Annotated in this window: 21 protein-coding genes and 1 pseudogene; 18 read left to right on the plus strand and 4 right to left on the minus strand. The window is 73.2% G+C overall.

Translation table 11 applies throughout. The annotated features are described in order from the left end of the window. Nucleotides 1-231 (minus strand): annotated as a pseudogene (locus tag DVH02_RS22435) (MarR family transcriptional regulator); the annotation flags it as partial. Nucleotides 232-377: 146 nt separating this feature from the next. Here DVH02_RS22435 and DVH02_RS22440 point away from each other — a divergent pair. From DVH02_RS22440 to DVH02_RS22460, 6 genes are all read left to right on the plus strand, one after another. Next, nucleotides 378-1,595 carry an MFS transporter gene (locus DVH02_RS22440; RefSeq protein ID WP_114625623.1) on the plus strand — a complete coding sequence of 406 codons (1,218 nt, stop codon included), beginning with the start codon at nt 378-380 and terminating at the stop codon, nt 1,593-1,595. Nucleotides 1,596-1,695: 100 nt separating this feature from the next. Further along, on the plus strand, nt 1,696-2,520 hold the full coding sequence (locus tag DVH02_RS22445) for an aldo/keto reductase (protein ID WP_114625624.1): 825 nt from the start codon (nt 1,696-1,698) through the stop codon (nt 2,518-2,520). An 86-nt stretch (nt 2,521-2,606) separates the two neighbouring features. Then, the gene (locus DVH02_RS22450; protein WP_114625625.1) at nt 2,607-4,079 is read left to right on the plus strand and encodes an acyl-CoA synthetase; all 1,473 of its coding nucleotides are present in this window, start codon (nt 2,607-2,609) and stop codon (nt 4,077-4,079) included. A gap of 90 nt (nt 4,080-4,169) precedes the next feature. Beyond that, nucleotides 4,170-5,123: a DUF2510 domain-containing protein gene (locus DVH02_RS22455; protein ID WP_114625626.1), complete on the plus strand. Its 954-nt coding sequence runs from the start codon at nt 4,170-4,172 to the stop codon at nt 5,121-5,123. A 155-nt stretch (nt 5,124-5,278) separates the two neighbouring features. Further along, nucleotides 5,279-5,422 (plus strand): hypothetical protein, encoded by a 144-nt coding sequence (locus tag DVH02_RS35245; protein WP_158575928.1) that lies wholly within the window; start codon nt 5,279-5,281, stop codon nt 5,420-5,422. A gap of 184 nt (nt 5,423-5,606) precedes the next feature. Beyond that, nucleotides 5,607-7,094, plus strand: a complete 1,488-nt coding sequence (locus DVH02_RS22460) for a UDP-N-acetylmuramoyl-L-alanyl-D-glutamate--2,6-diaminopimelate ligase (RefSeq protein ID WP_114625627.1) — start codon at nt 5,607-5,609, stop codon at nt 7,092-7,094. 27 nt (nt 7,095-7,121) lie between these two features. Here the strand turns inward: DVH02_RS22460 and DVH02_RS22465 are convergent, their stop codons facing one another. Then, nucleotides 7,122-7,646, minus strand: coding sequence for a cupin domain-containing protein (locus tag DVH02_RS22465; protein ID WP_233518381.1), 525 nt, complete (start codon nt 7,644-7,646; stop codon nt 7,122-7,124). 120 nt (nt 7,647-7,766) lie between these two features. On the opposite strand from DVH02_RS22465, the gene DVH02_RS22470 reads away from it, so the two are divergent. The 11 genes from DVH02_RS22470 to DVH02_RS22520 all read left to right on the plus strand — a co-directional run bounded on the left by DVH02_RS22470 (nt 7,767) and on the right by DVH02_RS22520 (nt 19,402). Then, a complete protein-coding gene (locus tag DVH02_RS22470; protein WP_114625628.1) occupies nt 7,767-8,246 on the plus strand; it encodes an RrF2 family transcriptional regulator in 480 nt (159 codons plus the stop codon). Next, nucleotides 8,243-9,133, plus strand: coding sequence for a DsbA family protein (locus tag DVH02_RS22475; RefSeq protein ID WP_114625629.1), 891 nt, complete (start codon nt 8,243-8,245; stop codon nt 9,131-9,133). The genes DVH02_RS22470 and DVH02_RS22475 overlap by 4 nt, the downstream gene beginning before the upstream one ends. Before the next feature lie 768 nt (nt 9,134-9,901). After that, a complete protein-coding gene (locus tag DVH02_RS22480) occupies nt 9,902-11,485 on the plus strand; it encodes an ABC transporter substrate-binding protein (protein ID WP_114625630.1) in 1,584 nt (527 codons plus the stop codon). Then, nucleotides 11,482-12,558 (plus strand): ABC transporter permease, encoded by a 1,077-nt coding sequence (locus DVH02_RS22485; protein ID WP_114625631.1) that lies wholly within the window; start codon nt 11,482-11,484, stop codon nt 12,556-12,558. The genes DVH02_RS22480 and DVH02_RS22485 overlap by 4 nt, the downstream gene beginning before the upstream one ends. Continuing rightward, complete coding sequence (locus DVH02_RS22490) at nt 12,555-13,568, plus strand: ABC transporter permease (RefSeq protein ID WP_114625632.1); 1,014 nt, start codon at nt 12,555-12,557, stop codon at nt 13,566-13,568. The genes DVH02_RS22485 and DVH02_RS22490 overlap by 4 nt, the downstream gene beginning before the upstream one ends. Continuing rightward, a complete protein-coding gene (locus DVH02_RS22495; RefSeq protein ID WP_233518382.1) occupies nt 13,552-14,607 on the plus strand; it encodes an ABC transporter ATP-binding protein in 1,056 nt (351 codons plus the stop codon). The genes DVH02_RS22490 and DVH02_RS22495 overlap by 17 nt, the downstream gene beginning before the upstream one ends. Next, nucleotides 14,604-15,659, plus strand: coding sequence for an ABC transporter ATP-binding protein (locus DVH02_RS22500; protein ID WP_114625634.1), 1,056 nt, complete (start codon nt 14,604-14,606; stop codon nt 15,657-15,659). Before DVH02_RS22495 ends, DVH02_RS22500 begins: the two co-directional genes overlap by 4 nt. Beyond that, nucleotides 15,589-16,824, plus strand: coding sequence for an acyl-CoA dehydrogenase family protein (locus tag DVH02_RS22505; RefSeq protein WP_114625635.1), 1,236 nt, complete (start codon nt 15,589-15,591; stop codon nt 16,822-16,824). The genes DVH02_RS22500 and DVH02_RS22505 overlap by 71 nt, the downstream gene beginning before the upstream one ends. Nucleotides 16,825-16,878: 54 nt before the next feature. Beyond that, nucleotides 16,879-18,012 (plus strand): LLM class flavin-dependent oxidoreductase, encoded by a 1,134-nt coding sequence (locus DVH02_RS22510; RefSeq protein ID WP_114625640.1) that lies wholly within the window; start codon nt 16,879-16,881, stop codon nt 18,010-18,012. Beyond that, nucleotides 18,009-18,845 carry an alpha/beta hydrolase gene (locus DVH02_RS22515; protein WP_114625636.1) on the plus strand — a complete coding sequence of 279 codons (837 nt, stop codon included), beginning with the start codon at nt 18,009-18,011 and terminating at the stop codon, nt 18,843-18,845. Before DVH02_RS22510 ends, DVH02_RS22515 begins: the two co-directional genes overlap by 4 nt. A gap of 23 nt (nt 18,846-18,868) precedes the next feature. After that, a complete protein-coding gene (locus DVH02_RS22520) occupies nt 18,869-19,402 on the plus strand; it encodes a flavin reductase family protein (RefSeq protein ID WP_114625641.1) in 534 nt (177 codons plus the stop codon). 85 nt (nt 19,403-19,487) lie between these two features. Here the strand turns inward: DVH02_RS22520 and DVH02_RS22525 are convergent, their stop codons facing one another. Together DVH02_RS22525 and DVH02_RS22530 are read right to left on the minus strand one after the other, a co-directional pair. Beyond that, a complete protein-coding gene (locus tag DVH02_RS22525; protein ID WP_114625637.1) occupies nt 19,488-20,498 on the minus strand; it encodes an alpha/beta fold hydrolase in 1,011 nt (336 codons plus the stop codon). Nucleotides 20,499-20,696: 198 nt separating this feature from the next. Continuing rightward, nucleotides 20,697-21,722 (minus strand): LacI family DNA-binding transcriptional regulator, encoded by a 1,026-nt coding sequence (locus tag DVH02_RS22530; RefSeq protein ID WP_114625638.1) that lies wholly within the window; start codon nt 21,720-21,722, stop codon nt 20,697-20,699. Between the two features lie 276 nt (nt 21,723-21,998). Here DVH02_RS22530 and DVH02_RS22535 point away from each other — a divergent pair. Next, the coding region (locus DVH02_RS22535; protein ID WP_114625642.1) for an ABC transporter substrate-binding protein at nt 21,999-23,015 on the plus strand (1,017 nt) is incomplete at its 3' end.

Here is a 23,015-nt window from a genome sequence, read left to right on the forward strand (position 1 = left end):
GGTGGCGCTCTGGCTGAGCACGACGGCGTCGGCGACCTGCTTCATCTGCAGATGACCGCCCTCGCCGTCGTGCTGCCTGCTGAGCACGTCGAGCAGGGAGTACTCACGGACGCTGAGGTCGTGTCCGGACTGCAGGGCGCGCTCGATGTGTGTCTCGATCCTGCTGTGCAGCAGGGAGAGCGCGCACCAGCCCTGGGCGAGTCCGGTCAGCGCGGTGTCCGTGGCGGTCATGACGTCCTCCTGGGAGCGGGCGGCTGCGGGTCCTCCCGCCAGGATAGGACACCTCCGCGATATAGCGCTGTTGCGCATAGTCCGCGTCTGCAAGTATTGTGGTCGCCTGCAAGGTGCTCACGCAATCATTTCGGAAGGTCGTACCCATGCCTCTCGCGCTGCTCGCCCTGGCCATCGGGGCATTCGGCATCGGCACCACGGAGTTCGTGATCATGGGGCTGCTTCCCCAGGTGGCCGCCGAGTACGGCGTCACGATCCCCGCCGCGGGACTGCTCGTCACCGGCTACGCGCTCGGGGTCGTCGTCGGCGCCCCGCTGATGACCGCCCTCGGGACCCGGATCCCGCGCAAGCGGATGCTGATGCTGCTGATGGGGCTCTTCGTCGTGGGCAACACGCTCTCCGCGCTGGCGCCGGGCTTCGGTCTGATGCTGGCCGGCCGTGTGGTCGCCTCGCTCGCCCACGGCGCCTTCTTCGGCATCGGATCGGTCGTCGCGGCCTCGTTGGTGGCCCCGCGCAAGAAGGCGGGCGCCATCGCCATGATGTTCACAGGACTGACCGTCGCCAATGTCGTGGGCGTACCGCTGGGCACCTACATCGGGCAGAGCGCGGGCTGGCGGGCCACCTTCCTGCTCGTCGCGGGCCTCGGTGTGCTCGGTCTGCTGGGAATCGCCCGGCTGGTCCCGGAGCGGCCCGCGGCCGAGGGCGTACGGCTGCGCGACGAACTCGCCGCCTTCCGCGACGTGCAGGTGCTCCTCGCCATGGCGATGACCGTGCTCGGCTTCGGCGGAGTCTTCGCGGCGATCACCTACATCAGCCCGATGATGACCGGGACCGCCGGATTCGCCGAGTCCTCGGTGACCTGGCTGCTCGTCCTCTTCGGGCTGGGCATGGTCGGCGGCAACCTCCTGGGCGGCATATTCGCCGACCGCGGGCTGATGCCGCTGCTCTACGCCACGCTCGGCGGGCTCGGTCTGGTCCTCGCGCTGTTCACGCTCACCGCTCACCACAAGATCGCGGCGGCCGTCACGATCGTGCTGATCGGCGGACTGGGCTTCGCGACCGTGCCCCCGCTCCAGAAGCGCGTCCTCGACCGGGCGTCCGCCGCGCCCACGCTGGCCTCCGCCGTCAACATTGGCGCCTTCAACCTCGGCAATGCTCTGGCGGCCTGGCTCGGCGGCCTGGTCATCGCGGGGGGACACGGCTACACCGCGGCCAACTGGGTCGGCGCCGCGCTCGCCGGATCGGCCCTCGTTCTCGCCGTGGTCTCGGGCGCCCTGGAGCGCCGTACGCCCGCCGCGGCCGAGCCCGTCGCCTCCCCAGCGGCGTCCGTCCCGGCGGCCGCGGGCACCGACACCGCCCGCTGAACCGCCGTGCGCCGAGGCGCGCGCCGCGAAGAGCGTGGATACGTTGGAAATAACCCTGGACATCCCGGTATACGTGATATCGGCAACGAGAAGGAACACCATGGACACCGTCCCCCGCATCACGCTGAACAACGGCGTCACCATTCCGCAGCTCGGCTTCGGCGTCTTCCAGGTCGACGACGCCCGCACGACCGACGCCGTCGCCACCGCGCTGGAAACGGGTTACCGCAGCATCGACACGGCCGCCGTCTACGGCAACGAGACCGGAGTGGGCCGCGCCCTCGCGTCCTCCGGCATTCCCCGGGACGAGCTGTTCGTCACCACCAAGCTGTGGAACGACGACCAGGGGTACGACGCGACACTCACCGCGTTCGACGCCGCACTGGCGCGGCTCGGCCTGGACCGTGTGGATCTCTATCTCATCCACTGGCCCACCCCCGCCCGCGACCGCTACCTCGACACCTGGCGTGCCATGGAGAAGCTGCTGGCCGACGGCCGTACCCGCGCCATCGGCGTCTCCAACTTCACACCCGCCCACCTCCAGCGTCTGCTGGACGAGACCGGGGTGGTCCCGGCCCTCAACCAGATCGAGCTGCATCCCGCCCTCCAGCAGCGGGAGTCGCGCGACTTCCACGCCCGGCACGGCATCGCCACCGAGGCATGGAGCCCGCTCGCCCAAGGCGCGCTGCTCAAGGACGAGGTGATCACCACGATCGCCGCCCGCCACGGGAGGTCGCCCGCCCAGACGGTCCTGCGCTGGCACATCCAGCTGGGCAACATCGTGATCCCCAAGTCCGTCACCCCCGCCAGGATCCGCGAGAACATCGAGGTCTTCGACTTCGAGCTGTCCTCCGGGGACATGGAGGCGCTGGCCGGGCTCGACCGGGGGGAGCGCACAGGGCCCGACCCCGACACCCTCAACTGACGAGCCGGTGGGCCCTGCTGCGCGAGCGGCGCCGAAGATGCCAGGCTTCGGAGGTCCGGTCTCGCAGACAGCAAGGAGAACGCCGCGTGTCCTCTCTCTTCCCGGCCCTCGCCGCCCGTTCGCACCGCCCGGCCCTGCGGTTCGGGGACCGTACCCTGAGCCACGCCGAACTGGCCGACGCGGCGGCTTCCGTGGCCGTCGGCATCGCCGGAGCGCGCCGCGTCGCGGTCTGGGCCACGCCCACCCTCGGCACGGCGGTGGGCGTGGTAGCCGCGCTGCTCGCCGGGATCCCGGTGATCCCCGTCAACCCCAGGAGCGGCGTACGGGAGTTGGCCCACATCGTCGCGGACAGCGACCCCACCCATGTCCTCGCGGACCCCGACGACGAACTGCCGCCGCCCCTGGCCGCGCTGGTGCGTGTCGCCCCGTCGGCCGGGACCCCGACGGGCAGCGGCGAGGGGGACGCGGGCGGGGCGCCTGCCGCCGTCCCCTTCGCCGAGCCCTCCCCGGAGGCTCCCGCACTGATCGTCTACACCTCGGGCACCACCGGACCGCCCAAGGGCGCCGTGCTGCCCCGCCGGGCCGTCACCGCCACCCTGGACGCGCTGGCCGACGCCTGGCAGTGGACGGCCGACGACGTCCTCGTCCACGCGCTGCCCCTCTTCCACGTCCACGGCCTGATCCTCGGTGTCCTCGGCCCGCTGCGCCGGGGCGGCGAGGTGCGCCATCTGGGGCGGTTCGAGACCGAGGGCGTCGCGCGTGAACTCCTCTCGGGGGCCACGATGCTCTTCGGCGTGCCCACGATGTACCACCGCCTCGCCGAGGCGCTTCCCCGGGATCCCGCCCTGGTCAAGGCGTTGGCCGGGGCGCGGCTGCTGGTCTCGGGGTCGGCGGCGCTGCCCGTGCGCGACCACCGCAGGATCACCGAGGCGACCGGCCGCGGGGTCGTCGAGCGGTACGGGATGACCGAGACCCTGATGAACACCAGCGTGCGCGCCGACGGCGAGGCCCGCGCCGGAACGGTCGGGTTGCCGCTGCCCGGAGTCGAACTCCGGCTGGTCGACGAGGCGGGCGCCGCCTTCGAGGCGTACGACGGGGAGAGCGTGGGGGAGATCCAGGTGCGCGGCCCGAACCTGTTCACCGAGTATCTGAACCGCCCCGACGCGACGGCGGACGCCTTCACCGACGGCTGGTTCCGCACCGGCGACATGGCGATCCGGGACCCCGACGGCTACGTCCGTATCGTCGGCCGCAAGGCCACCGACCTGATCAAGAGCGGCGGTTACAAAATCGGCGCGGGCGAGATCGAGAACGTGCTCCTGGAGCACCCGGGGGTACGGGAGGCCGCCGTGACCGGCGAGCCCGACGCGGACCTCGGCGAGCGCATCGTCGCCTGGATCGTCCCGGAGCGCGCCGAAGCCCCGCCGTCCGCCGAGGAGTTGGCCGACCATGTCGCGGCGCAGCTCGCCGCGCACAAGAGGCCGCGCGTCGTGCGCCATCTCGACGCCCTGCCGCGCAACGACATGGGAAAGATCATGAAGCGGGCGCTGCGCGGCTGAGCGGGCGCTGCGCGGGTGCGGCCGGTCGAAGCCGGGGATTCTCATGCCCCTCTCACCAGCTTTTCAGACAGTGTGCTTAAGGTGAGTGTTGTGACCTACACGACTCCGCCCGGCTGGCATCCCGATCCAGGACACACAGGTGATGGCCCCCGTCAGGAACGATGGTGGGACGGTTCCGCCTGGACCGACGAACTCCGCGCGGCCCCGCCCGGCGCGTGGGGACCGCCGGACGCGCCGCCGTATCCCGCCGCGCCGCCTGCCGCGCCGCGCGGCAACGGCCGACGCGTGATCGTGGGTGTCACCGCCGCCGTGGTGGCGCTCGCCCTCGCGGGCGGCTTCTATCTGCTCGGCCGTGACAGTGGCGGTGGCGTGAGCGGAGCCGCGCGCGACGGATCCGCGCCGTCCGCCGCGCCCTCGGGCCCCGGCGACACGGTTCCGGCGCCCGAGGGCCGCCGGGGCGAAGGCGGCTCCGGCGGCGGGAGCGGCGCTCCCGCGCAGCCGCGGACCGAGGACGGGTTCGCCACCGACGCGGCCAGCGGGATCAGCATCCCCGTGCCGGACGGCTGGACCGGCGAGTCCGGGATGATCGGTGCCGGGGTGACGACCGGCAAGTACACCTGCCCCGGTGACTCCTCGGCGGACTGCGTGCGCGGCGGCGTGTTCTCCGCGCCCGCCGCCGCGCTGAAGAACACCGCCAAGACGGCCAAGGAGTCCGCCGAGAAGGACATCACGGTCAATGCCGAGGAGTCCTACGGCGGCGACAGCTACGGGATCTCCTCGCACGAGCAGCTCAAGTCCGAGGCGGTCACCGTGGCCGGGCAGAAGGGCTATCTCGTCCGCTGGAAGGTGGTCACCAGCAAGGGCGACGACGGCTACGTGCAGTCACTCGTCTTCCCCTCGCCCGCCACGCCGAGCATCCTGGTCGTCGTGCGCTCCGGCTTCGACATCAACGACAAGGCGCCCGAGCTGGCCGTCATGGACGAGATCACGAAGGGCATCAAGGCCGCGCCGAGTTCGGGCGGCGGCAGCGGGCAGGGCGTCTGACCCGACGCCCCCTCATCCGCGTGACCTCCCCGGGCGGGCCGCCGTGTGCGGCCCGCCCGCCGTCGCTCGCGCGCACCCCCGGGGGGCCTGGACGTTACGGTGCCCGACCGGTCCGACCGGCACCGCGGCCGGGCGCACGGCCGTACACTCGCCTCATGGGTTGTACACGTGCCGTGCGGGAGTGCCCGCCGCGGGCCGCCTGCGCGCGGCACCGGGCCGCCTCCGGCGCGCTCGCCGCGGGCCACGGCCCGCTGCCGGCCGCCGAGGCCGGCTGCCTCGCCGTGCACGGTCACGGCTAGCACCCCCTCACCGCACCGGTCGGGCTCGCCCGCGCGGCCGGTCCGGCTCCGGCCGCCCGTGGAGTTCCCTTCCCCCGGCCCGCCTCCTCCCGTAACACCGCGTCACCACGGACTCGTGGACCGCCGCGCCCACTTCCGCGACCCCACGGCGTGCCGCGGGGCCGCGTCGACGAGAGGACCCCCTGTGAAGCTGAGCGAACTGCTCGCCGGGCACGACCACGAGATCCTGCGCGGCGATCCGGACACCACGATCACCGCGCCGGTCGCCATCGACGCCCACCGCGTCGCGCCCGGCGCGCTGTTCATCGCCGTACCCGGACATCCGCAGGGCGGCCCCGAGGCGATCGGCCGGGCGCTCGCGCGCGGCGCGGCGGCGGTGCTGGTCGAAGCCGCGGACCCGCGGGAGGCCCCGGCCCCGGCGGCGGTGCCCGGCGGGACGCGGGCGTGTGTGGTCCGGGTACGGGACACCCGTGCGGCCGCCTCCGCCGTCGCCGCCCGCTACCACGGCGAACCGGGGCGCGCGATGGACACGGTGGCCGTGACCGGAACCAACGGCAAGACGTCGGTCTCGTACATGGTCGAGTCCGTGCTGCGGCTCGCCGAGGGCGCCGCGGTCGGCGTCATCGGCACGGCGGGCAGCCGGATCGGTGACGAGCCGATCCCCATGCCGAGGTCGGTGCTGACCACCCCCGAGGCGCCGGACTTCCAGTACCTGCTGGGCCGCATGCGCGACCGCGGGGTCGCCACCGTGGTCCTGGAGGCCACGTCCATGGGGCTGCTGGAGCACCGGGTGGACCACGCGCACGTCGATGTCGGTGTCTTCACCAATCTGACCCAGGACCACCTGGACGACCACGGCACCATGGAGAACTACCGCGACGCCAAACTCCGGCTGTTCCAGGGGCTGTGCGAACGAGCCGTGGTCAACGCGGACGATCCGGTGGGCGCCTCCATCGGCGCGTTGATGCCCGGCGCGGTGACGACGTACGCCCTCGACGCCGAGGCGGACTACCGGGCGACCGATCTCGACATGGACGCGCACGGAACGCGGTTCACCCTCCACCACGCGGGGCGCAAGTATCCGGCGGCCGTCCCCGTACCCGGCCGGTTCTCCGTGGCGAACGCCCTCGCCACCGTGGCCGCCTGCCATCTGCTGGGGCACGGCCTGCCGGGGCTGATCGGCGCGCTCGACCGGATGGACCCGGTCCCGGGGCGGCTGGAGCGCTTCGAGACTCCCTCGGGTGTGTCGGTGATCGTCGACTACGCGCACTCCCCGGACTCGCTGGAGAAGGTGCTCACGGCCGTCCGTGACTTCGCGCGCGGCCGGGTCATCACCGTCTTCGGCTGCGGCGGCGACCGCGACAACACCAAGCGCGCGCCGATGGGGAAGATCGCCGGAACCCATTCGGACCTGTGCGTCCTCACCTCCGACAACCCGAGGAACGAGGACCCGGACCGGATCATGGACCAGATCGCTCCGGGGCTCGACGCCACCGCGACCCGCTACGAACGGCTCGCCGACCGCCGCGAGGCCATCGGGTTCGCCCTCGCCGAGGCGGGCCGCGGCGACCTCGTGCTGATCGCGGGCCGGGGCAGCGAGCCCCACCAGATCGTCGGCGAACGGCTCATTCCGTTCAGCGACATGGCGACCGTGCGCGAACTCGCCCGGTAGCGGGGCCGATGGGCCGCGCGGCGGGGGTCAGCCGCTCTCGCCGCTGTCGCCCGCCCCGCCGAGCACGTACAGCTCCGGCAGATCGACCACGATCGCCTCCTGCGTGCTGCGGGCGATGACCACCACGGCCTCCCCGTCCCGGCCGGGGTTCTCCTCGCGGTGGGGCACGTACGGCGGTACGAAGATGTAGTCGCCCGGCGAGGTACGGATCCGGATCTCCTCGGGCGCGCCGCCCGAGTCGTCGAGGAACACGAACTCCGGGTGTCCCTCGATCACATGGATGGCGGTCTCCGAGGCGCCGTGGTGGTGGTTGGCGGACGCCGTCTCGGGCGCGACATGGGTCTGGCCCATCCAGATGCGCTTCGATCCGACGCTCGCGCCGCTGATGGCGGCGAAGCGGCGCATCCCGCCGGACTGCGCGGTGTCGCCGTCGAGGCCGTCGGCGCGGATGTGGTGCAGCCGGGCGCGCGGAGGCGACCCGTCCGCCGCCGTCGTACCGTGGTCGTGATCATGGTCCGGAAGGTCGGGGTGGAACGCGTCGGGCGAGGCCATGGCGCCGACCGTAGAGAGCGCGGCGAATGGATGTCAAGATGTGTCCATTACCGCCGAGCAGGCCGTTCCCGGTTCCCGGGCGGCGGGCCGGCGGGCAGGGAACCCGGGGAGACGGTACAGATGCAGATCTCGGCGAAGGCGGACTACGCGGTGCGGGCGCTCGTCGAACTCGCCGCCGACAGCGGGCGGCCACTGACGTGCGAGTCCATCGCGTCCTCCCAGGACATTCCGTTCCGGTTCCTCAAATCGGTCTTCCGCGCACTGCGGCAGGCGGGTCTCGTGCGCAGCCAGCGGGGGTGCGAGGGCGGGTACTGGATCGGCCGTGACCCGGCGACGATCAGTGTGGCCGAGGTGATGACGGCGGTCGACGGGGAATTCCTCACCCTGCGCGGGGAGCGGCCCGAGGCGCTCGGGTACCCGGGCGCGGCCGGCCGGCTGCCGGATCTGTGGCGGGAGGTCGAGGCGGCGGCGCGGTCGGTGCTCGGCGCGGCGAGCATCGCAGAACTCGCCGCAGGACAGAGCCGGGCGGGCGACCCCGCCACGGGTCCCGCGGCCGGGGCACCCGCCGTGCGCGGGACCACCAGGGCGCTGCCGGTATGACCGCCGACGCGCGCGAACCGCTGGTCACGGTCGTCGAATTCACCGATCCCGCCTGCCCCTGGGCCTGGGGCTCCCAGCCGGTCTTCCGGCTGCTCGGCCGTACGCTCGGCGAGCGCGCGCGGTGGCGGACGGTCTTCGCCGTCCTCTTCGACGAGGACGAGGACCCGGCCCCCGATCCGGACGCCGAGGCCCGCTGGTACGAGGGATTCATCCGCGAGGTCACCGTCCACACGCACGCCCCCTACGCGCGGCGGCTGCACTGGCTGACGCGCAGCAGCTGGCCCGCCTCCCGCGCGGCCAAGGCGGCCGAGGCACAGGGGTCCGAGGTGGCGCGACGGGTGCTGCGGCGGCTGCGGGAGAGCACCTTCGTGCACGGCGAACCCGCCGACACGCCCGAGGGGATCAGGGCCGCCGTACACGGCGTTCCCGGCCTGGACGAGGAGCGTCTGCTGCGGGACACGGCCGCCCCGGCGAGCCGGGACGCGGTACGCGCCGACTGGTCCGAGGCCCGTCGGCCACGGCCCGAGGTGCTGGACCTCCAGGGCCCCGGGCCGCACCCGGGGCGCGCGAAGGAGACCGGCGGCCACCGCCGCTACGCCCTGCCGACGCTGCTGTTCGACGGCCCCGGCGGCCGGGTGTGCGTGCCGGGCTGGCGGCCCCTGGAGACGTATCTGGAAGCCGCGCGCACGGCCGCGGGGCAGAGCCGGGCGCTCGACCCCGTACGGGAGCCCGCGGCGGTCGCGCTGGAGCGGTGGCGCAGCCTGACCGGCCCCGAACTCGATCTGCTGTGCGGGGAGTCGACGCCGCCGCCAGGAGCCGTACGGGTCGACACCGGTCACGGACCGCTCTGGCGGCACCCCGGCGAAGCGTCGCGCGCCCCTGCCTGAGGCCGAGGTCCCGGGCCCTGTCCGGCCCATCGCGCCGGGCTCGGACGCCCGGCACGCCCGCGCGCCGCGTGGTCGGAGCCATCCGGGTACGTCCCGTACGAGGACGGTCCTCCGCCTCGCGGGAACGCTCGGCATCCGAAGGCCGCGTGAGCACGCCGAGGCGGAGCGAGTGCGGCGGGCCGGACGCCGCGAGCCCCGCCCGAGGGGCGGACGGCGCCATGCGCCGGCCAGGGCCCAGACGCCGTCGGGAAGTTGCTCCCGACGCTGATGTCTTGGGCCTCGCGCGGTGAAAGCGCAGGTCGCCGGGGTCTCGGACAATGAGACACCAAGAGGTGTCCATTGACACCGCGACGCGGGGCCGTGAGGATACGGGACATGCATTCGATGCACCCGGCCGTGGTCTGCCGCTACGTGGATTACCTGCGCACCTCCAGCGCCCTCTGTCGCTGACCCGACCGCCGCGGCCCCAGCGCCCGTCGTCCGGGACCCCCACCCGGGCCACCGTGCTCGTCCCTCTCCGGCTCCGCGCCGCTCCCGCGCCCCGCGCGTCCCTCCGAGCCGCGTCGACTCGCCCGGGAAGCGGCCCTGTGGGACAGCTCTCGCCGCTTCCCGTCGCCCGCGCGCGCCCGCACCGCACCCCCTCCTCCGCACGCCCTCGTCCCGCTCGCCCGGACCGCCCGGCCGGGCGCCCGGCGGCCCGCCCGCGTACCGCCGATGTCCCGTGCGGCACCGGCGCGCACCGGCACGGCCCAGAAAGGTGGCGCACCCATGCCGTTCCTCCGCTCTCCCTCTCCCACCTCCGGCGCGGCCCGCCCCGGCGGGCCGACGCCCTCCGGCGCCTCCCGGCGTACCTTTCTCGGGCTCTCGCTCGGCGCGGGCGCCGCGCTCGCGCTCACGGCCTGCGGCGGGCAGCCGGGCCCGGCTGCCGCCGGGCGGGGCTCCACGCTCAAGTGGGGCTGGAACCTGACCACTTCCTGGGATCCGGTCACCTCGTCCGCGGGCTGGGACGTGCACTCCCTGTCCCTCGTCTACTCCGGGCTCACCACCCTCGACGAGTCCGGCGGCGCCGTTCCCGCTCTCGCCACGTCATGGAAGTACAACGACTCCGGCACGGTCGTCACCTTCACCCTCCGGCGCGGCCAGAAGTTCGGCGACGGGACACCGATCGACGCCACCGCCGTGAAGAAGAGCATCGAGCGCGGCCGTGACGACGAGAAGTCGCTCGTCGCCTCGCAACTCGTCGGCGTCGCCGAGGTCACCGCCGTCGACGCGCACACCGTCCGGCTGCGGCTCTCGGCGCCCGACTTCCAGATCCCGCTGCTGCTGGCGGGCAAGACCGGGATGATCGTCAACCCCGCGGTCTTCGAGAGCGACGCCGCGAGCCTCGCCACCCGCCCGGCGGGCCACGGTCCCTACACCCTGGTCTCGTACGTCCAGAACGCCAAGGCCGTCCTGCGCCGCAACCCGGACTACTGGGACGCGGGACGGGTCAAGATCGAGAACTTCGAGCTGTATCCGCTCCCCGAGCCCTCCACGGTGGTCGCCGCGCTCACCTCGGGACAGTACGACGTCGCGCAGATACCCGGCAGCCAGGTCGAGGCGGCCAAGGCGGCGGGCCTGGACGTCCAGGTCATTCCCTCGATGGTGGTGGCCGTCCTCGACGTCCACAACGGCAAGGAGCCCTTCACCGACCCGGATGTGGCCCTCGCGCTCAAATACGCCGTCGACCGCGAGGAGCTGCTCAAGACCGCCTCCTTCGGCCACGGCGACGTCACCCGGCAACCCTTCCCCCAGGGGTACGCGGGCCACGACGACGCCCTCGACGAACTCTTCCCGTACGACCCGGGCAGAGCCAGAGCGCTCCTCGCCAAGGCGGGCCACGCCGACGGGCTGAAGATCACCCTGTCCGCCCAGAAGGCCGAGGGCGTACCGGAACTGATCCAGGCTCAGCTGAAGAAGGTCGGCATCACCGCCACCATCGAGACCGTCCCGGCGGCCCGCGCCACCCAACTCGTCTATGTCCAGCGCGCCAAGGCGCTGTACGTCGACCAGTTCGCCGGACGGGAGTCCGCGACCCAGGGGTTCCAGGTCCTCTTCGGCGAGGAGGGGCTGATGAACCCGGGCCGCACCACCTCACCCGAGCTGGAGAAGGCCCTCGACACGGTCCGCCGCACGCCGCTGGACTCGCCCGAGTACCCGGCCGTCCTCCAGAAGGCGACCGGCATCGCCGTACGGACCATGCCGAACGTCTTCCTGTACACCATCCCGCGCATTCTGGCCCGCAACCCGAAGGTCTCCGAGATCCCCCCGTACACCGTGGTCCAGCGGTTCGAAGGCGTCACCGTCTCATGAGCGCGCCCGCACCGCCCCGGCCGCCGCGTGCCGCCCGGCTCGCCCCCGTGCGGCGGCGGCTGGCCCCCGTGCGGCGGCGGCTGGCCGCGGCGCCCCGGCCGCTGGGCCGCACGCTGGTGATCACCGCGACGGTCTTCGTACTGGCCTCGCTCCTCACCTTCTCCCTGGGCGCGCTCTCCGACGCCAACCCGGCGGCCGCGGTCCTCGGCGACCAGGCGACACCGGCCGACATCGCCCGTATGGAGCGGCAGTTCGGCCTCGACCAGCCGCTGTACGCGCAGTACCTGAGCTGGCTCGGCCGGGCCCTCACCGGCGATCTGGGCGTGTCGTGGTTCACCGGGGTGCCGGTGGCCGACAGCGTCGCCCAGGCGCTGCCGGTGGACCTGTCGATCGCGGGGCTCGCCCTGCTGCTCGCGATCGTGCTCGGCGGCGGCACCGGGATCGTCGCCGCGCTGAACGACGGCGGCCGGATCGACCGGGCCGTCACCCTCGTCTGCTCCGTACTGAGCACACTGCCCCCCTTCCTGATCGGCATCGTCCTGATCGTCGTCTTCGCGGTACAGCTCGGCGCGCTGCCCACCGGCGGATACGTGCCGTTCGGCGAGAGCCCGGGGCAGTGGCTGCGCTACGCGGTCCTGCCCGCGTTCGCGCTGAGCCTCGACGCCGCCGCCTCCATGGCCCGCCAGCTGCGCACCTCGCTCGTGGGCGCGCTGCGCGAGAACTACGTGACAGGGGCGCGGATGCGCGGCTTCTCCGCGCGGCGGGTGCTGTTCGGACACGTCCTGCGCAACGCGGCCGGGCCCGCGCTCTCCGTGCTCGGTGTCAGTGTGCCGGTGATCCTGGGCGGCGCGGTCGTCACCGAGAAGATCTTCAACCTGCCGGGGATCGCCCAACTCTCCCTCCAGTCCGCGGAACAGCACGACATCCCGGTCATCCAGGGGACGCTGCTGGTCACCGTCGCCGTGGTGCTCGTCGCCAACATCGGCGTCAACGCCGCGCTCGGCGCGCTCAATCCGGCGGCCCGCAGACAGCCCTCCGGCGGCGGGCGCGGCGGGGACGGGGGTCCGGCATGAGGACCCTGCGCCGTACCTGGCGGCTCCGCCCGGCCCGTATCGCCCTGGCCGTCCTCGCCGTGATCGCGCTGCTGGCGGTCGCGGGCGGCGCCCTCGCGCCGCACGATCCGCTCGGCCAGCACCCCGGGGACATGCTGCGCGGACCGAGCGGAGCGCATCCGCTCGGCACGGACTACCTGGGGCGCGACGTCCTGAGCAGACTGCTCGCGGGCACGGGAAGCTCGATCGCCGGGGCCCTGGAGGCGGTCGGCGTGGCGATGCTGCTCGGCATCGTCCCCGGCATCGCCTCGGTCTGGCTCGGCCGTACCGTCGAGTGGACGGCTCAGCGCGCCGCCGACACGCTGATGATCATGCCCTTCACCATCTTCGCCATCGCCGTGGTCGGCGCGCTGGGCAACGGGCTGCACCAGGCGATGATCGCGCTGGGGGTGCTCTTCGCGCCGCTGTACTTCCGGGTGACCCGGGCCGCCGCGCTGGGGCTCGCACAGGCGCAGTACGTGGAGGCCGCCGAGCTGATGGGCGCCTCACGGTGGTGGATCCTGCGCACCCACGTCTGGGGCAAGATCCTGCCCACGGTCGCCGTCACCACCGCCCAGGCCGTCGGTCAGGCGCTGCTGGTGGTCGCCTCGCTGACGTTCCTGGGACTCGGCGTCCAGCCGCCCGCGCCCACCTGGGGCGGGATGCTCGCCTCCGATCTGGGATATCTGGCGCAGCAGCCCTGGGCGCCGCTCGTCCCCGGCGCCGCGATCATGATCACGGTCGGTGCCCTGAACGTCCTGGCGGACGCGGTACGCGACAGCGGCGCGGCGGCCGGTGACCTACGGGAGACCGGTGCCGCGCCGCCTCCCGTACCCGTGGCTCCGCCGAACGGGCCCGCCGCCGACTCCACCGGCCCGCGGGCGGGTTCGGACGACGCTCGCGTCCCGGACCGCGACAGCCACGCCCGCACGGGTGCCGCAACCGGCACCGCGTCTTCGCAGGAGGTCGAGCAGCGTGTCACGACCGGATGATCCCGTACTGACCGTCGACGGACTCGACGTCACCGTCCCCGGCGGCGCGCACGCCGTCCGGGGGGTCTCCTTCACCCTCGGCCGCGGCGAATCCGTCGGCCTGGTGGGGGAGTCGGGCAGCGGCAAGAGCCTGACCTGCCGTTCCGTCCTGGGGGTGCTGCCCACCGGGTGCGCGGTGTCGGGCGGACGGATCACTCTCGGGGCCGGTGCGACGGACAGCGCCGCCGAACTGACCTCGTTCACCCGGAAACAGTGGGACGCGGTACGGGGACGCCGCGTCGGCGCCGTGTTCCAGGACCCCGCCTCGTATCTCAACCCCTCGCTCACCGTGGGCCGTCAGCTCGTCGAACAGCTGCGGGTGGGACGCGGGCTGGGCAGGGCCGAGGCACACGCGCGGAGCGTCGAGCTGTTCACCGCCGTCGGGCTGCACCGCCCCGAGGAGGTCTTCCACCAGTACCCCCACGAACTGTCCGGCGGGATGCTGCAGCGGGTGCTCATCGCCATCGCGGTCTCCTGCGCGCCCGAACTGCTCATCGCCGACGAGGCCACCACCGCCCTCGACGTCGTCATCCAGGCCGAGATCCTGGAACTCCTCCAGCGGCTGCGGGCCGAACAGGGGCTCGCCCTCCTCCTCGTCACCCACGATCTCGCCGTGGTCGCCGAGAGCTGCGACCGCGTCATCGTGATGTACGCGGGCGAGATCGTCGAGGACGGCCCCACCGCCGAGGTGCTCGCCGCCCCCGCGCACCCGTACACCGAGGCGCTGCTGCGGGTGGCGTCGATCGGGGAGTGGGGACGCCGCACCCTCGACATCATCCCGGGCCGGCCGCCGCGGACGGGCGCCGAACTGCCCGGCTGCCGGTTCGCCGACCGCTGCGCCCACACCGTCGCCCGCTGCCGGGAGGCGCCCGTGGCGCCGTACCCCCTCGACAGCGGCCACCGGGCCCGCTGCCTGCGCCCGGCGGGACTGCTGGGCGCCTCGCCGGGACCGGTGACCGCACCGGCCGCCGCCCCCGTGCCCCGAGGAGCCACCGCATGACCACCGCGCTGCTGGAGATCAGCGGACTGTCCGTGTCGTACGGCCGGCGCGCCACCGCGCTGCGCGGGGCGGGGCGTACCCGGGTGCTCTCCGGGATCGATCTGACCGTGGCGCCGGGCGAGATCCTCGGGATCATCGGGGAGACGGGCTCCGGAAAGACCACACTGGCGCGCGCGGCGGTCGGTCTGGTACGGCCCGACGAGGGCGGTATCGGCTTCGAGGGCCGGGACCTGACCGGGCTGCGCCGTCGCGAGCTGAGGGAGTTCCGGCGCTCGGGCCGGGCGCAGTTCATGTTCCAGGACCCACTGCGCTCCCAGGACCCGGATATGACGGTACGTCAGATCGTGGCGGAGCCGCTCGCCGCGGTGGGCGCGTCGACCCGGCGGGAGCGTGCCGCGCGGGCGGACGAGGCGCTCGCCCTGGCCGGGCTGGACTCCGGGGCGCTCGGAGCGCGTACCCCCGGACAGCTCTCCGGCGGCCAGCGCCAGCGTGTCTCGCTGGCGCGCGCCATCGTCACCCGGCCCCGGCTGCTGCTCAGCGACGAGCCGGTCAGCGCGCTGGACGCCTCCAACCGCAATCTCGTCCTGAGCCTGCTCGACCGGCTCCGCCGGGAGCTGGGTCTCGCCGTCGTCGTCATCTCCCACGACCTCAGCTCGCTGGCCGGCATCGCGGACCGGGTCGCCGTGCTCTACCGGGGACGGCTCGTCGAACACGGCCCCATCGCCGAGGTGCTGGAGCGGCCCCGGCACCCCTACACCGCGCTGCTCACCGCGTCGGCGCCGAGCGTCCGCCGGGAACACCGCCTGCTCCCGGCGCAGTTGCGGGCCGATCCCGGGCGGGAGCCCTGGCCGGACGCGCGGGGCTGCGTCTTCGCGCCACGCTGCCGCTTCGCGGAAGAACGCTGCCGCGAGGAGCCGCGCGCAGTCCCCGTCACCGGTTCCCACCCGGCCGATTCCGACTCCGCGGGCTCCCACTCGGCCGATTCCGACTCCGCGGACTCCCACTCCGTCGCCTGCCACCGCGCCGGGAGCTGGCGCGAGCGGCTCGGCTGAACGAAGGAGCACCACACGCGGCCCGCCGCCGCTCCCGCGCCGCTCCCGCGCCGCCGCACACGACCGCGACGCCACCTTCCCCACCGAGGGCTTCGCCGTGGCCCACCGCGCCGGACTGCTCACCGCGACCGTCGCCGTCCGGCACGGCGGTCCCGGCGCCGGGCTCGGCCACACCGTCCGGATCCTGCGCGCGCTCGGCGCCGGGGACCCGGCCGTCGCCCTCGTCACGGCGATGACCCTGTTCACCCACGCCGCCGAGGCCCGCACCCCGGGCTGGCCGCCCGCCGCGTACGCCGAACTCCTCGACGCCTCCGCCGCGGGACCCGCCCTGGTCAACTCGCTGCGCGTGGAGCCGGAACTCGGCAGTCCGGTACGCGGCGGACTGCCCGCCACCACCGCCCGGCGCGCCGACGGCCACTGGCTGCTGACCGGACGCAAGATCTACTCCACCGGCGCCGCCGGCCTCAGCCGGATGCTGGTCTTCGCGCGGACCGACGAGAACCCCGTACGCGTCGGCACCTTCGTCGTCCGCGCGCAGAGCCCAGGACTGACCGTCGAACCCACCTGGGACCATGTCGGACTGCGCGCCAGCGGCAGCGACGACGTCGTCCTGGACTCCGTACCCGTCCCGCTCGGCGATGTCATCGCCCTCGCGGAGCCGGGCGACACGCCGGGAGCGCGCCCCGACCCGGCGACCGCCGCCTGGAACGCGCTCGGCCTGAGCGCCCTCTACCTGGGCGTCGCGGGCGCCGCCCGCGACTGGCTCACCGGCTTCCTGCACGAGCGTGTCCCCACCGCGCTCGGCGCCCCACTGGCCACGCTGCAGCGCTTCCAGAGCGCCGTCGGCGAGATCGACGCCGCGCTCTTCGGGGCGGACACACTCGTCGACACCCTGGCCGCGCGCGTCGACGACGGGGACCGGGGCGCGGCGCAACGGGCCGGGGCGGTCAAGCTCCTCGCCACCCGCGCCGCCGTCACCGCCGTCGAACAGGCCGTGGCCCTGACCGGCAACCACGGCCTCACCCGGGCCAATCCGCTCCAACGGCACTACCGCGACGTGCTCTGCGCCCGTGTCCACACCCCGCAGGACGACTCCGTACTGACCGCCACCGGCCGTGCGGCCCTCGCGCACGCCCTCGACCGCTCCGCACCGAAAGGCGACTGACCCGTGACCGACCAGACCACCCCGCCCGCCGCCACCTCCGTCGAGTTCGTCGGCATGATCGCCACCCAGGACTCCTCCGAGACCAGGCCCGCCCACGGCCCCGTCATCGACCGTGACTACACGGCGCGCTTCGCCCGCGCCCACGAGAGCGCCGGTTTCGACCGGGTCCTCATCGGCTACAGCTCCGGAAGGCCGGACGGGGCCCAGGTCGCCGCCTACGTCGCCGCGCACACCGAACGCCTCGGGCTCCTCGTCGCCCACCGCCCCGGCTTCATCGCGCCCACGCTCGCCGCCCGCTCCTTCGCCACGCTCGACCACTTCAGCAGCGGGCGCCTCGCCGTCCACATCATCACCGGCGGCAACGACACCGAACAGCGCAGGGACGGCGACCATCTGACCAAGGAGGAGCGTTACGAGCGCACCGACGAGTATCTGACGATCCTGCGCCGCGCCTGGGCCTCCGGGGAACCGTTCAGCCACGAAGGGACCCACTACCGCTTCGAGGAGTACGGCTCGCAGGTCCTGCCCGTCCACGCCTCCGGCATCCCGCTCTACTTCGGCGGTTCCTCCGAGGCCGCGTACCGGGTGGGCGCCAAGCACGCCGACACCTTCGCCCTGTGGGGCGAGCCGCTGGCCGGGACGGCCGAGCAGATCGCCTCCGTGCGCGCGGCGGCGACAGCCGCCGGGCGGGCAGCGGCGCCCGGCATCAGCGTGTCCTTCCGGCCGATCCTCGGCGCCACCGAGGAACTGGCCTGGGAACGCGCCCACCGCGTCCTCGACACCATCAAGTCCGGTGCGGGAGCGCCCTTCTTCGACCAGACACCTCACCTCGGATCCCGACCGGACACCTCGGATCCCGGTCCGCAGAACACCGGCTCGCGACGGCTGCTCGCCGCCGCCGCGCAGGGCGATCTCCACGACCGCGCGCTGTGGACCCCGACCGCCACCGCCACCGGGGCGGGCGGAAACACCACGGCGCTCGTCGGCACCCCGGAGACCGTCGCCAAGGCCCTGCTCGACTACGTCGACATCGGGGTGACCACCCTGCTCATCCGCGGCTACGACCCGCTCGACGACGCCGTCGCGTACGGAGAGGGACCGATCGCCCTCGTCCACCAGGAACTCGCCCACCGGCGGGCGAACTCGGCCGCCGCCCCCGTACTCGACTCCTTGGGAGGCCGGCGATGACCGACCTGCTCAGCTGGCGGCCGCCCACCGCGATCGCCCCGCGCGGCACCCTGCTCCTGCTGCCGGGACGCGGTGAACACCCGCTGGTCTACGAACGGTTCGGGCGGCGGCTGGCGGCGGACGGCTATGTCGTCCACGCGCTCGGTACCGCCCCCGACGACGACGCAGAAGCCGTGCTGGCCCGCGCGGCGGACGCGGCGGGAGCCGACCCCGCGGTGCCCGTCGTCCTGATCGGCAGCGATACGGGGGCGCTGCAGGCCCTGCACACCGCCGCCGCGGCCGACCCCGGACTGCCGGTCGAGGGCGTCGTCGTCGCCGGGTCCGCCCCGACCGGCGCCCGGACCAGTGGCGCCGCGGCCCCCGACCCCGGCCAGGACACCTACCCCGACCCTGACACCTACCCCGACCCTGACACCGGCCCCGACACCGACACCGACACCGACACCGGCCCCGACACCGGCTGGGACGCGGAGCTGGCGGCGCGTACCGCCTGCCCGACACACCGCGCACGCCTCACCGAGGACGCCGCCTTCGTACGGGGCCGGCTCGCCGCGCCCGTACCCGCGCATCTGCTCACCGATGTGCGGCCCGCGGCGCCCGCCCTGATCCTGCACGGCGAGGCCGACCCGGTCACGCCGCCGGAGCAGGCCCGAGCGCTGGCGGCCCGGCTGCCGCGCGCCACCCTCGGCGTGCTGCACGACGGGCTGCACGACGTCCTCAACGACGCGTCGCACCGCAGTGCCGCCGCGGTGGTCGTGCTGTGGCTCGAAAGGCTGCGCGCCGACCCGGGGCTCAGCCCGATCCTCACGATCGAACAGGGAGCGGCGCTGTGAGCGCCCCGACGAAGGGAAACGTGATGACCGTGTCAGCAGAAGGCACCGTGTCCACCGAAGGCACCCTGCCCGCCACCCCCGCCGAGACCCTCCGCCGCACCCTGCGCCGTCACGCGGCCGGGGTCACCGTGATCACCGTTCCGGGGCCGGCCGGGTTCACCGCGACCTCGTTCACCTCGGTCTCGCTCGAACCCGCGCTGGTCTCCTTCTGCCTGGGCCTCACGGCGTCGACCTGCGCGGCGGTCCGCGCCGCCGACCGCTTCGCCGTCCATGTACTGGGCACCGGGAACACCACGCTCGCGCGGCAGTTCGCGCGCAGCGGCATCGACCGCTTCGAGGGCATCCCGTGGAGCGCGGGCCACGACGGACTGCCCGTACTGGACGATGTACCGGCCTGGCTCACCGCCCGCGTGACGCTGCGTCAGCGCGTCGGGGACCATCTGCTGGTGGTCGGCGAGGTGGAGACGGGGGGCGGCCACGGCCAGGGGCCGGGACTCGTCCACCACGACGGCGCGTTCGCCGCGTCCGTACCGCTGCCCTCGCACCACCGGGGCTGACACGCGGGGCAGGGCCGTCCGGAGCCCCGGCTCCGGTACGGGCCGCCCGGCACGGCCCGGTCCGCCGAGCACGGCCGCGCCGTGCTCAGGGGGCCGTGCCGGCGCAGTGGTCGGCGGCGATCGCGGTGCCCAGCGTCTCGGGCCGGCTGCTGTAGGGCAGTTCGTCCAGCGGCTGATCGGTGCAGAAGCGCGCCATCAGGTCCGAGAACTCCGCGATCCGCTCCACCGGGGCCAGATGGTCGGTCTCGTCGACGGTCAGGAACCGTGCCTCCGGCAGGGTCGCTGCCACCTCGCGCCCCATCCCCGGGGTGCACAGGGTGTCGTGCTCCCCGGTCACCACCAGGCTCGGGACGGCCGGTACCGGCTCGGGCCGGTACCACTCGTGCCGCATCAGCCGGGTGTTGTGCTCGGCCGACTTGCTGAGCTGCTCCGGGGTCTGGCCCGCGATCTGCTGGTAGACGAGCCGGGACACGGCGGCGTGCTTGCGGACCCGGCCGGTGCCCGGAGGCGACATGAAGTGGTCGGCCAGCTCGCGGGCGATGGTCTCCGTCTCGCCCCGGTCGATCATGACGGCCCAGCGCTCCATCGCCACGGCGTAGTCCGCCGGGATCCGGGTGGTCATGCCGACGAGCATCAGCCGGGCGACCAGGTCCGGGTAGTGCTGAGCGAAGCGCATGCCCACCGCGCCGCCGTAACAGGCCGCGATCAGGTTCACGCGGGGCACGCCGAGTTCGGTGAGCAGATGACGGACGGTGGCGGCGAGGAAGTCGATGCCGTAGTGCGCGGGCAGGAAGTCGGCCGTCCCGTACCCCGGCAGATCGACGGTGATCACCTGGCCGAGCGGCGCGAGCCACTTCTCGTGCCGCACCCAGGAGTGGCGGTCCTGCGAGGAGCCGCCGAGCACCAGCATCGGCTCGGTCAGCGGCTCCCCGTGGTGGGTGATCCGGCAGGTGTAGCGGAAGCCGTCGAACGTCAGATCCCGTTCCTCGACCGGGCCGTCCGTTCCGGGGCTCCCGCCGTCTGCGGCCTGCCCCGGGATCCTGGGGCGCGCGTCGGGCGGTGTCTGTTCCTGGGCGAGAACGGTATCGATGGGCATGCTGACTCCAGAGGTTCCGGTACGTACAGGAACGTCCCTGCTTAGCAGTTGGTCACTCCGGGGCGGACATCGATGACCCGTTCGAGGGCAATTCGCGGGGTGTGGAACGCTGATGGATTCGAAAATCGTTCAACAGGACGGGCCACAACGGCGCACGGGCGGCCCCGCACCCTCCGCGAACGGCGCGCCGGGCGGGTGTCAGCTGGTGCTGCGCCGGGTGAGCGTGGTGGGCAGGGTCAGCGAACGGTGCGCGAGCGCGGGATCGTTGATCTCGTCGAGCAGGAGCCGGGTGATGGTGCGGCCCAGCTCCTCCGTCGGCTGACTCACGCTCGTCAGGGGCGGCACCATGTGGCGCGCCACGATCGAGTCGTCGAACCCGACCATCGCCACGTCCTCGGGAACGCGCCGGCCCCGCTCGCGCAGCACGGTCAGCGCACCCGCCGCCATCACGTCCGACGCGACGAAGACGGCGTCGAGTCCCGGGCGCCGTTGAAGAAGTTCACGCATGGCGGCGCGCCCGCCCTCCTCGGTGAAGTCGCCCGGCGCGACCAGGGCCTCGTCCGGCGCGCCCCTCCCGGCGTGCGCCTCACGCCAGCCGCGCAGCCGGCTCCGGCCCACGTCCATGTCGAGCGGCCCGGTGATCGTCGCGATGGTCCGGCGCCCCCGGTCGAGCAGATGCCCCACGGCCTGCGCCGCGCCGCCCGCGTTGTCGGACTGGACATGGCTCAGCGGCTCGTCGGGGGTGCGCCGGCCCGCCAGCACCGTCGGCATCCCCGACGTCTCCAGGAACGCGGGCAGCGGGTCGTCGCGGTGGATCGCGACCAGCAGCACCCCGTCCACCCGGCGGGCTTCCACGAAGCGGATCAGCCGGTCGCGCTCGCGCTGGTCCCGGACGAGGATCAGCAGCAGCTGCATGTCGGTGTCGGCCAGCTCCGTGCTGACGCCCCGGATGACGGCCGAGAAGTACGGCTCCGACGCGAGCCGGCTCTCCGATTCCGGTATCACCAGCGCGATGCTGTCGGTCCGGCTCGTGACCAGGGACCGCGCGGCCGGATTCGGTACGTACTTGAGTTCCGCGATGGCCGCCTCGACGGCCGACCTGGCCTTCGCGCTGACCCCGGGCGCCCCGTTGACGACGCGCGAGACGGTGCCGCGGCCCACGCCCGCCAGCTGGGCCACGGCTTCAAGAGTTGGCCTCTGGCCTGGCTGTTTACGGCTGCTCATCGCGTCTCCTGACTTTTGCTCTCCCCATGCGCCACAGCGCTCACCAGGAGATTGTGCCGACCGGCCGGTGGACCGGCCGCCCGGAGCCGGCGTCCGGACACATTCGCGCAACGGAACCGACTTCGACTCTTGACACGACCCTGTGTCTACGGAGAGTCTTCCACAACCTATTGGGAGCGCTCCCATTTTCATCCGGGGCGGGTCTCCCATCCAGTCGATCCTGAGCCGCAGCGGGCGCACGCCGGGGCGCCGCTGCTAGGAGGAAGCACCATGGGCATGGCCCGTCACCGCTTCGGTTCCACCCTCGCGTCCGCCACGGCGGCCGCGCTCTCACTCGCCCTCGTCGCCGGCTGCTCCAGCGGCGACGACGCGGACAAGGCGACCACCAAGGACGGCAAGACCGTCATCAGCATGGGCCTCTTCGGCGTCATGGGGTACAAGGAGAGCGGCCTCCTCGACCGCTACATGAAGGAAAACCCCACCATCAAGATCGAGGCCGATGTGGTCGGCGACGAGCAGACGTACTACACCGCGTTCCAGACGCACCTGGCGGCCGGCTCCGGTCTCAAGGACATCCAGGGGATAGAGATAGGCCGGGCCAAGGAACTGGTCGACACCCAGGCCGACAAGTTCACGGATCTGTCGAAGACCGAGGGCATCGACCACTTCCTGCCGTGGAAGCTGAGCCAGGTCACCGCCAAGGACGGCAAGCTGCTGGGGCTGGGCACGGACATCGGCCCGATGGCGGTCTGTTACCGCAAGGACCTGTTCGAGCAGGCCGGTCTGCCGACCGACCGCGAAGAGGTGGCGAAGCTGTGGGCGGGCGACTGGTCCAAGTACGTCGAGGCGGGCCGGACCTTCAAGCAGAAGTCGAAGGACAAGAAGGTCTCCTTCATGGACGCTTCCAGCGGGCTGTTCAACGCGATGATCTACGGCAGTGAGAAGCAGTTCTACGACGAGGACGGCAAGCTCATCTACCAGGACAACCCGGTGGTGAAGGACGCCTGGAACCTCGCGGTCTCCGCGGCGAAGGCCGACCTGACCGCCAAGCTGCCCCAGTTCCAGACCGGTTGGGACCCGGGGCTGGCCCAGTCGACCTTCGCCTCCACCGTCTGCCCGGCCTGGATGCTCGCCCACATCAGCGAGAAGGCCGGACCGGCGAACAAGGGCAAGTGGGACGTCGCCCGGGCGCCCAAGGGCGCCAACTGGGGCGGCGCGTTCCTCGGCGTGATGGACAAGAGCCCGGTCAAGGAAGAGGCCCAAAAGCTCATCGCCTGGCTGACCGCGCCCGAA

It is taken from the genome of Streptomyces corynorhini (genome assembly GCF_003346515.1).
GTDB lineage: Bacteria > Actinomycetota > Actinomycetes > Streptomycetales > Streptomycetaceae > Streptomyces > Streptomyces corynorhini.

What these genes read in the sequence shown, in the direction of transcription:
- DVH02_RS22490 (WP_114625632.1), top strand. Translation starts at nt 12,555, where the DNA reads ATGAGGACCCTGCGCCGTACCTGGCGGCTCCGCCCGGCCCGTATCGCC.
- DVH02_RS22525 (WP_114625637.1), bottom strand. Translation starts at nt 20,498, where the DNA reads ATGCCCATCGATACCGTTCTCGCCCAGGAACAGACACCGCCCGACGCG.
- DVH02_RS22465 (WP_233518381.1), bottom strand. Translation starts at nt 7,646, where the DNA reads ATGGCCTCGCCCGACGCGTTCCACCCCGACCTTCCGGACCATGATCAC.
- DVH02_RS22500 (WP_114625634.1), top strand. Translation starts at nt 14,604, where the DNA reads ATGACCACCGCGCTGCTGGAGATCAGCGGACTGTCCGTGTCGTACGGC.
- DVH02_RS22470 (WP_114625628.1), top strand. Translation starts at nt 7,767, where the DNA reads ATGCAGATCTCGGCGAAGGCGGACTACGCGGTGCGGGCGCTCGTCGAA.
- DVH02_RS22475 (WP_114625629.1), top strand. Translation starts at nt 8,243, where the DNA reads ATGACCGCCGACGCGCGCGAACCGCTGGTCACGGTCGTCGAATTCACC.
- DVH02_RS22520 (WP_114625641.1), top strand. Translation starts at nt 18,869, where the DNA reads ATGACCGTGTCAGCAGAAGGCACCGTGTCCACCGAAGGCACCCTGCCC.
- DVH02_RS22445 (WP_114625624.1), top strand. Translation starts at nt 1,696, where the DNA reads ATGGACACCGTCCCCCGCATCACGCTGAACAACGGCGTCACCATTCCG.
- DVH02_RS22515 (WP_114625636.1), top strand. Translation starts at nt 18,009, where the DNA reads ATGACCGACCTGCTCAGCTGGCGGCCGCCCACCGCGATCGCCCCGCGC.
- DVH02_RS22485 (WP_114625631.1), top strand. Translation starts at nt 11,482, where the DNA reads ATGAGCGCGCCCGCACCGCCCCGGCCGCCGCGTGCCGCCCGGCTCGCC.
- DVH02_RS35245 (WP_158575928.1), top strand. Translation starts at nt 5,279, where the DNA reads ATGGGTTGTACACGTGCCGTGCGGGAGTGCCCGCCGCGGGCCGCCTGC.
- DVH02_RS22480 (WP_114625630.1), top strand. Translation starts at nt 9,902, where the DNA reads ATGCCGTTCCTCCGCTCTCCCTCTCCCACCTCCGGCGCGGCCCGCCCC.
- DVH02_RS22440 (WP_114625623.1), top strand. Translation starts at nt 378, where the DNA reads ATGCCTCTCGCGCTGCTCGCCCTGGCCATCGGGGCATTCGGCATCGGC.
- DVH02_RS22530 (WP_114625638.1), bottom strand. Translation starts at nt 21,722, where the DNA reads ATGAGCAGCCGTAAACAGCCAGGCCAGAGGCCAACTCTTGAAGCCGTG.
- DVH02_RS22510 (WP_114625640.1), top strand. Translation starts at nt 16,879, where the DNA reads ATGATCGCCACCCAGGACTCCTCCGAGACCAGGCCCGCCCACGGCCCC.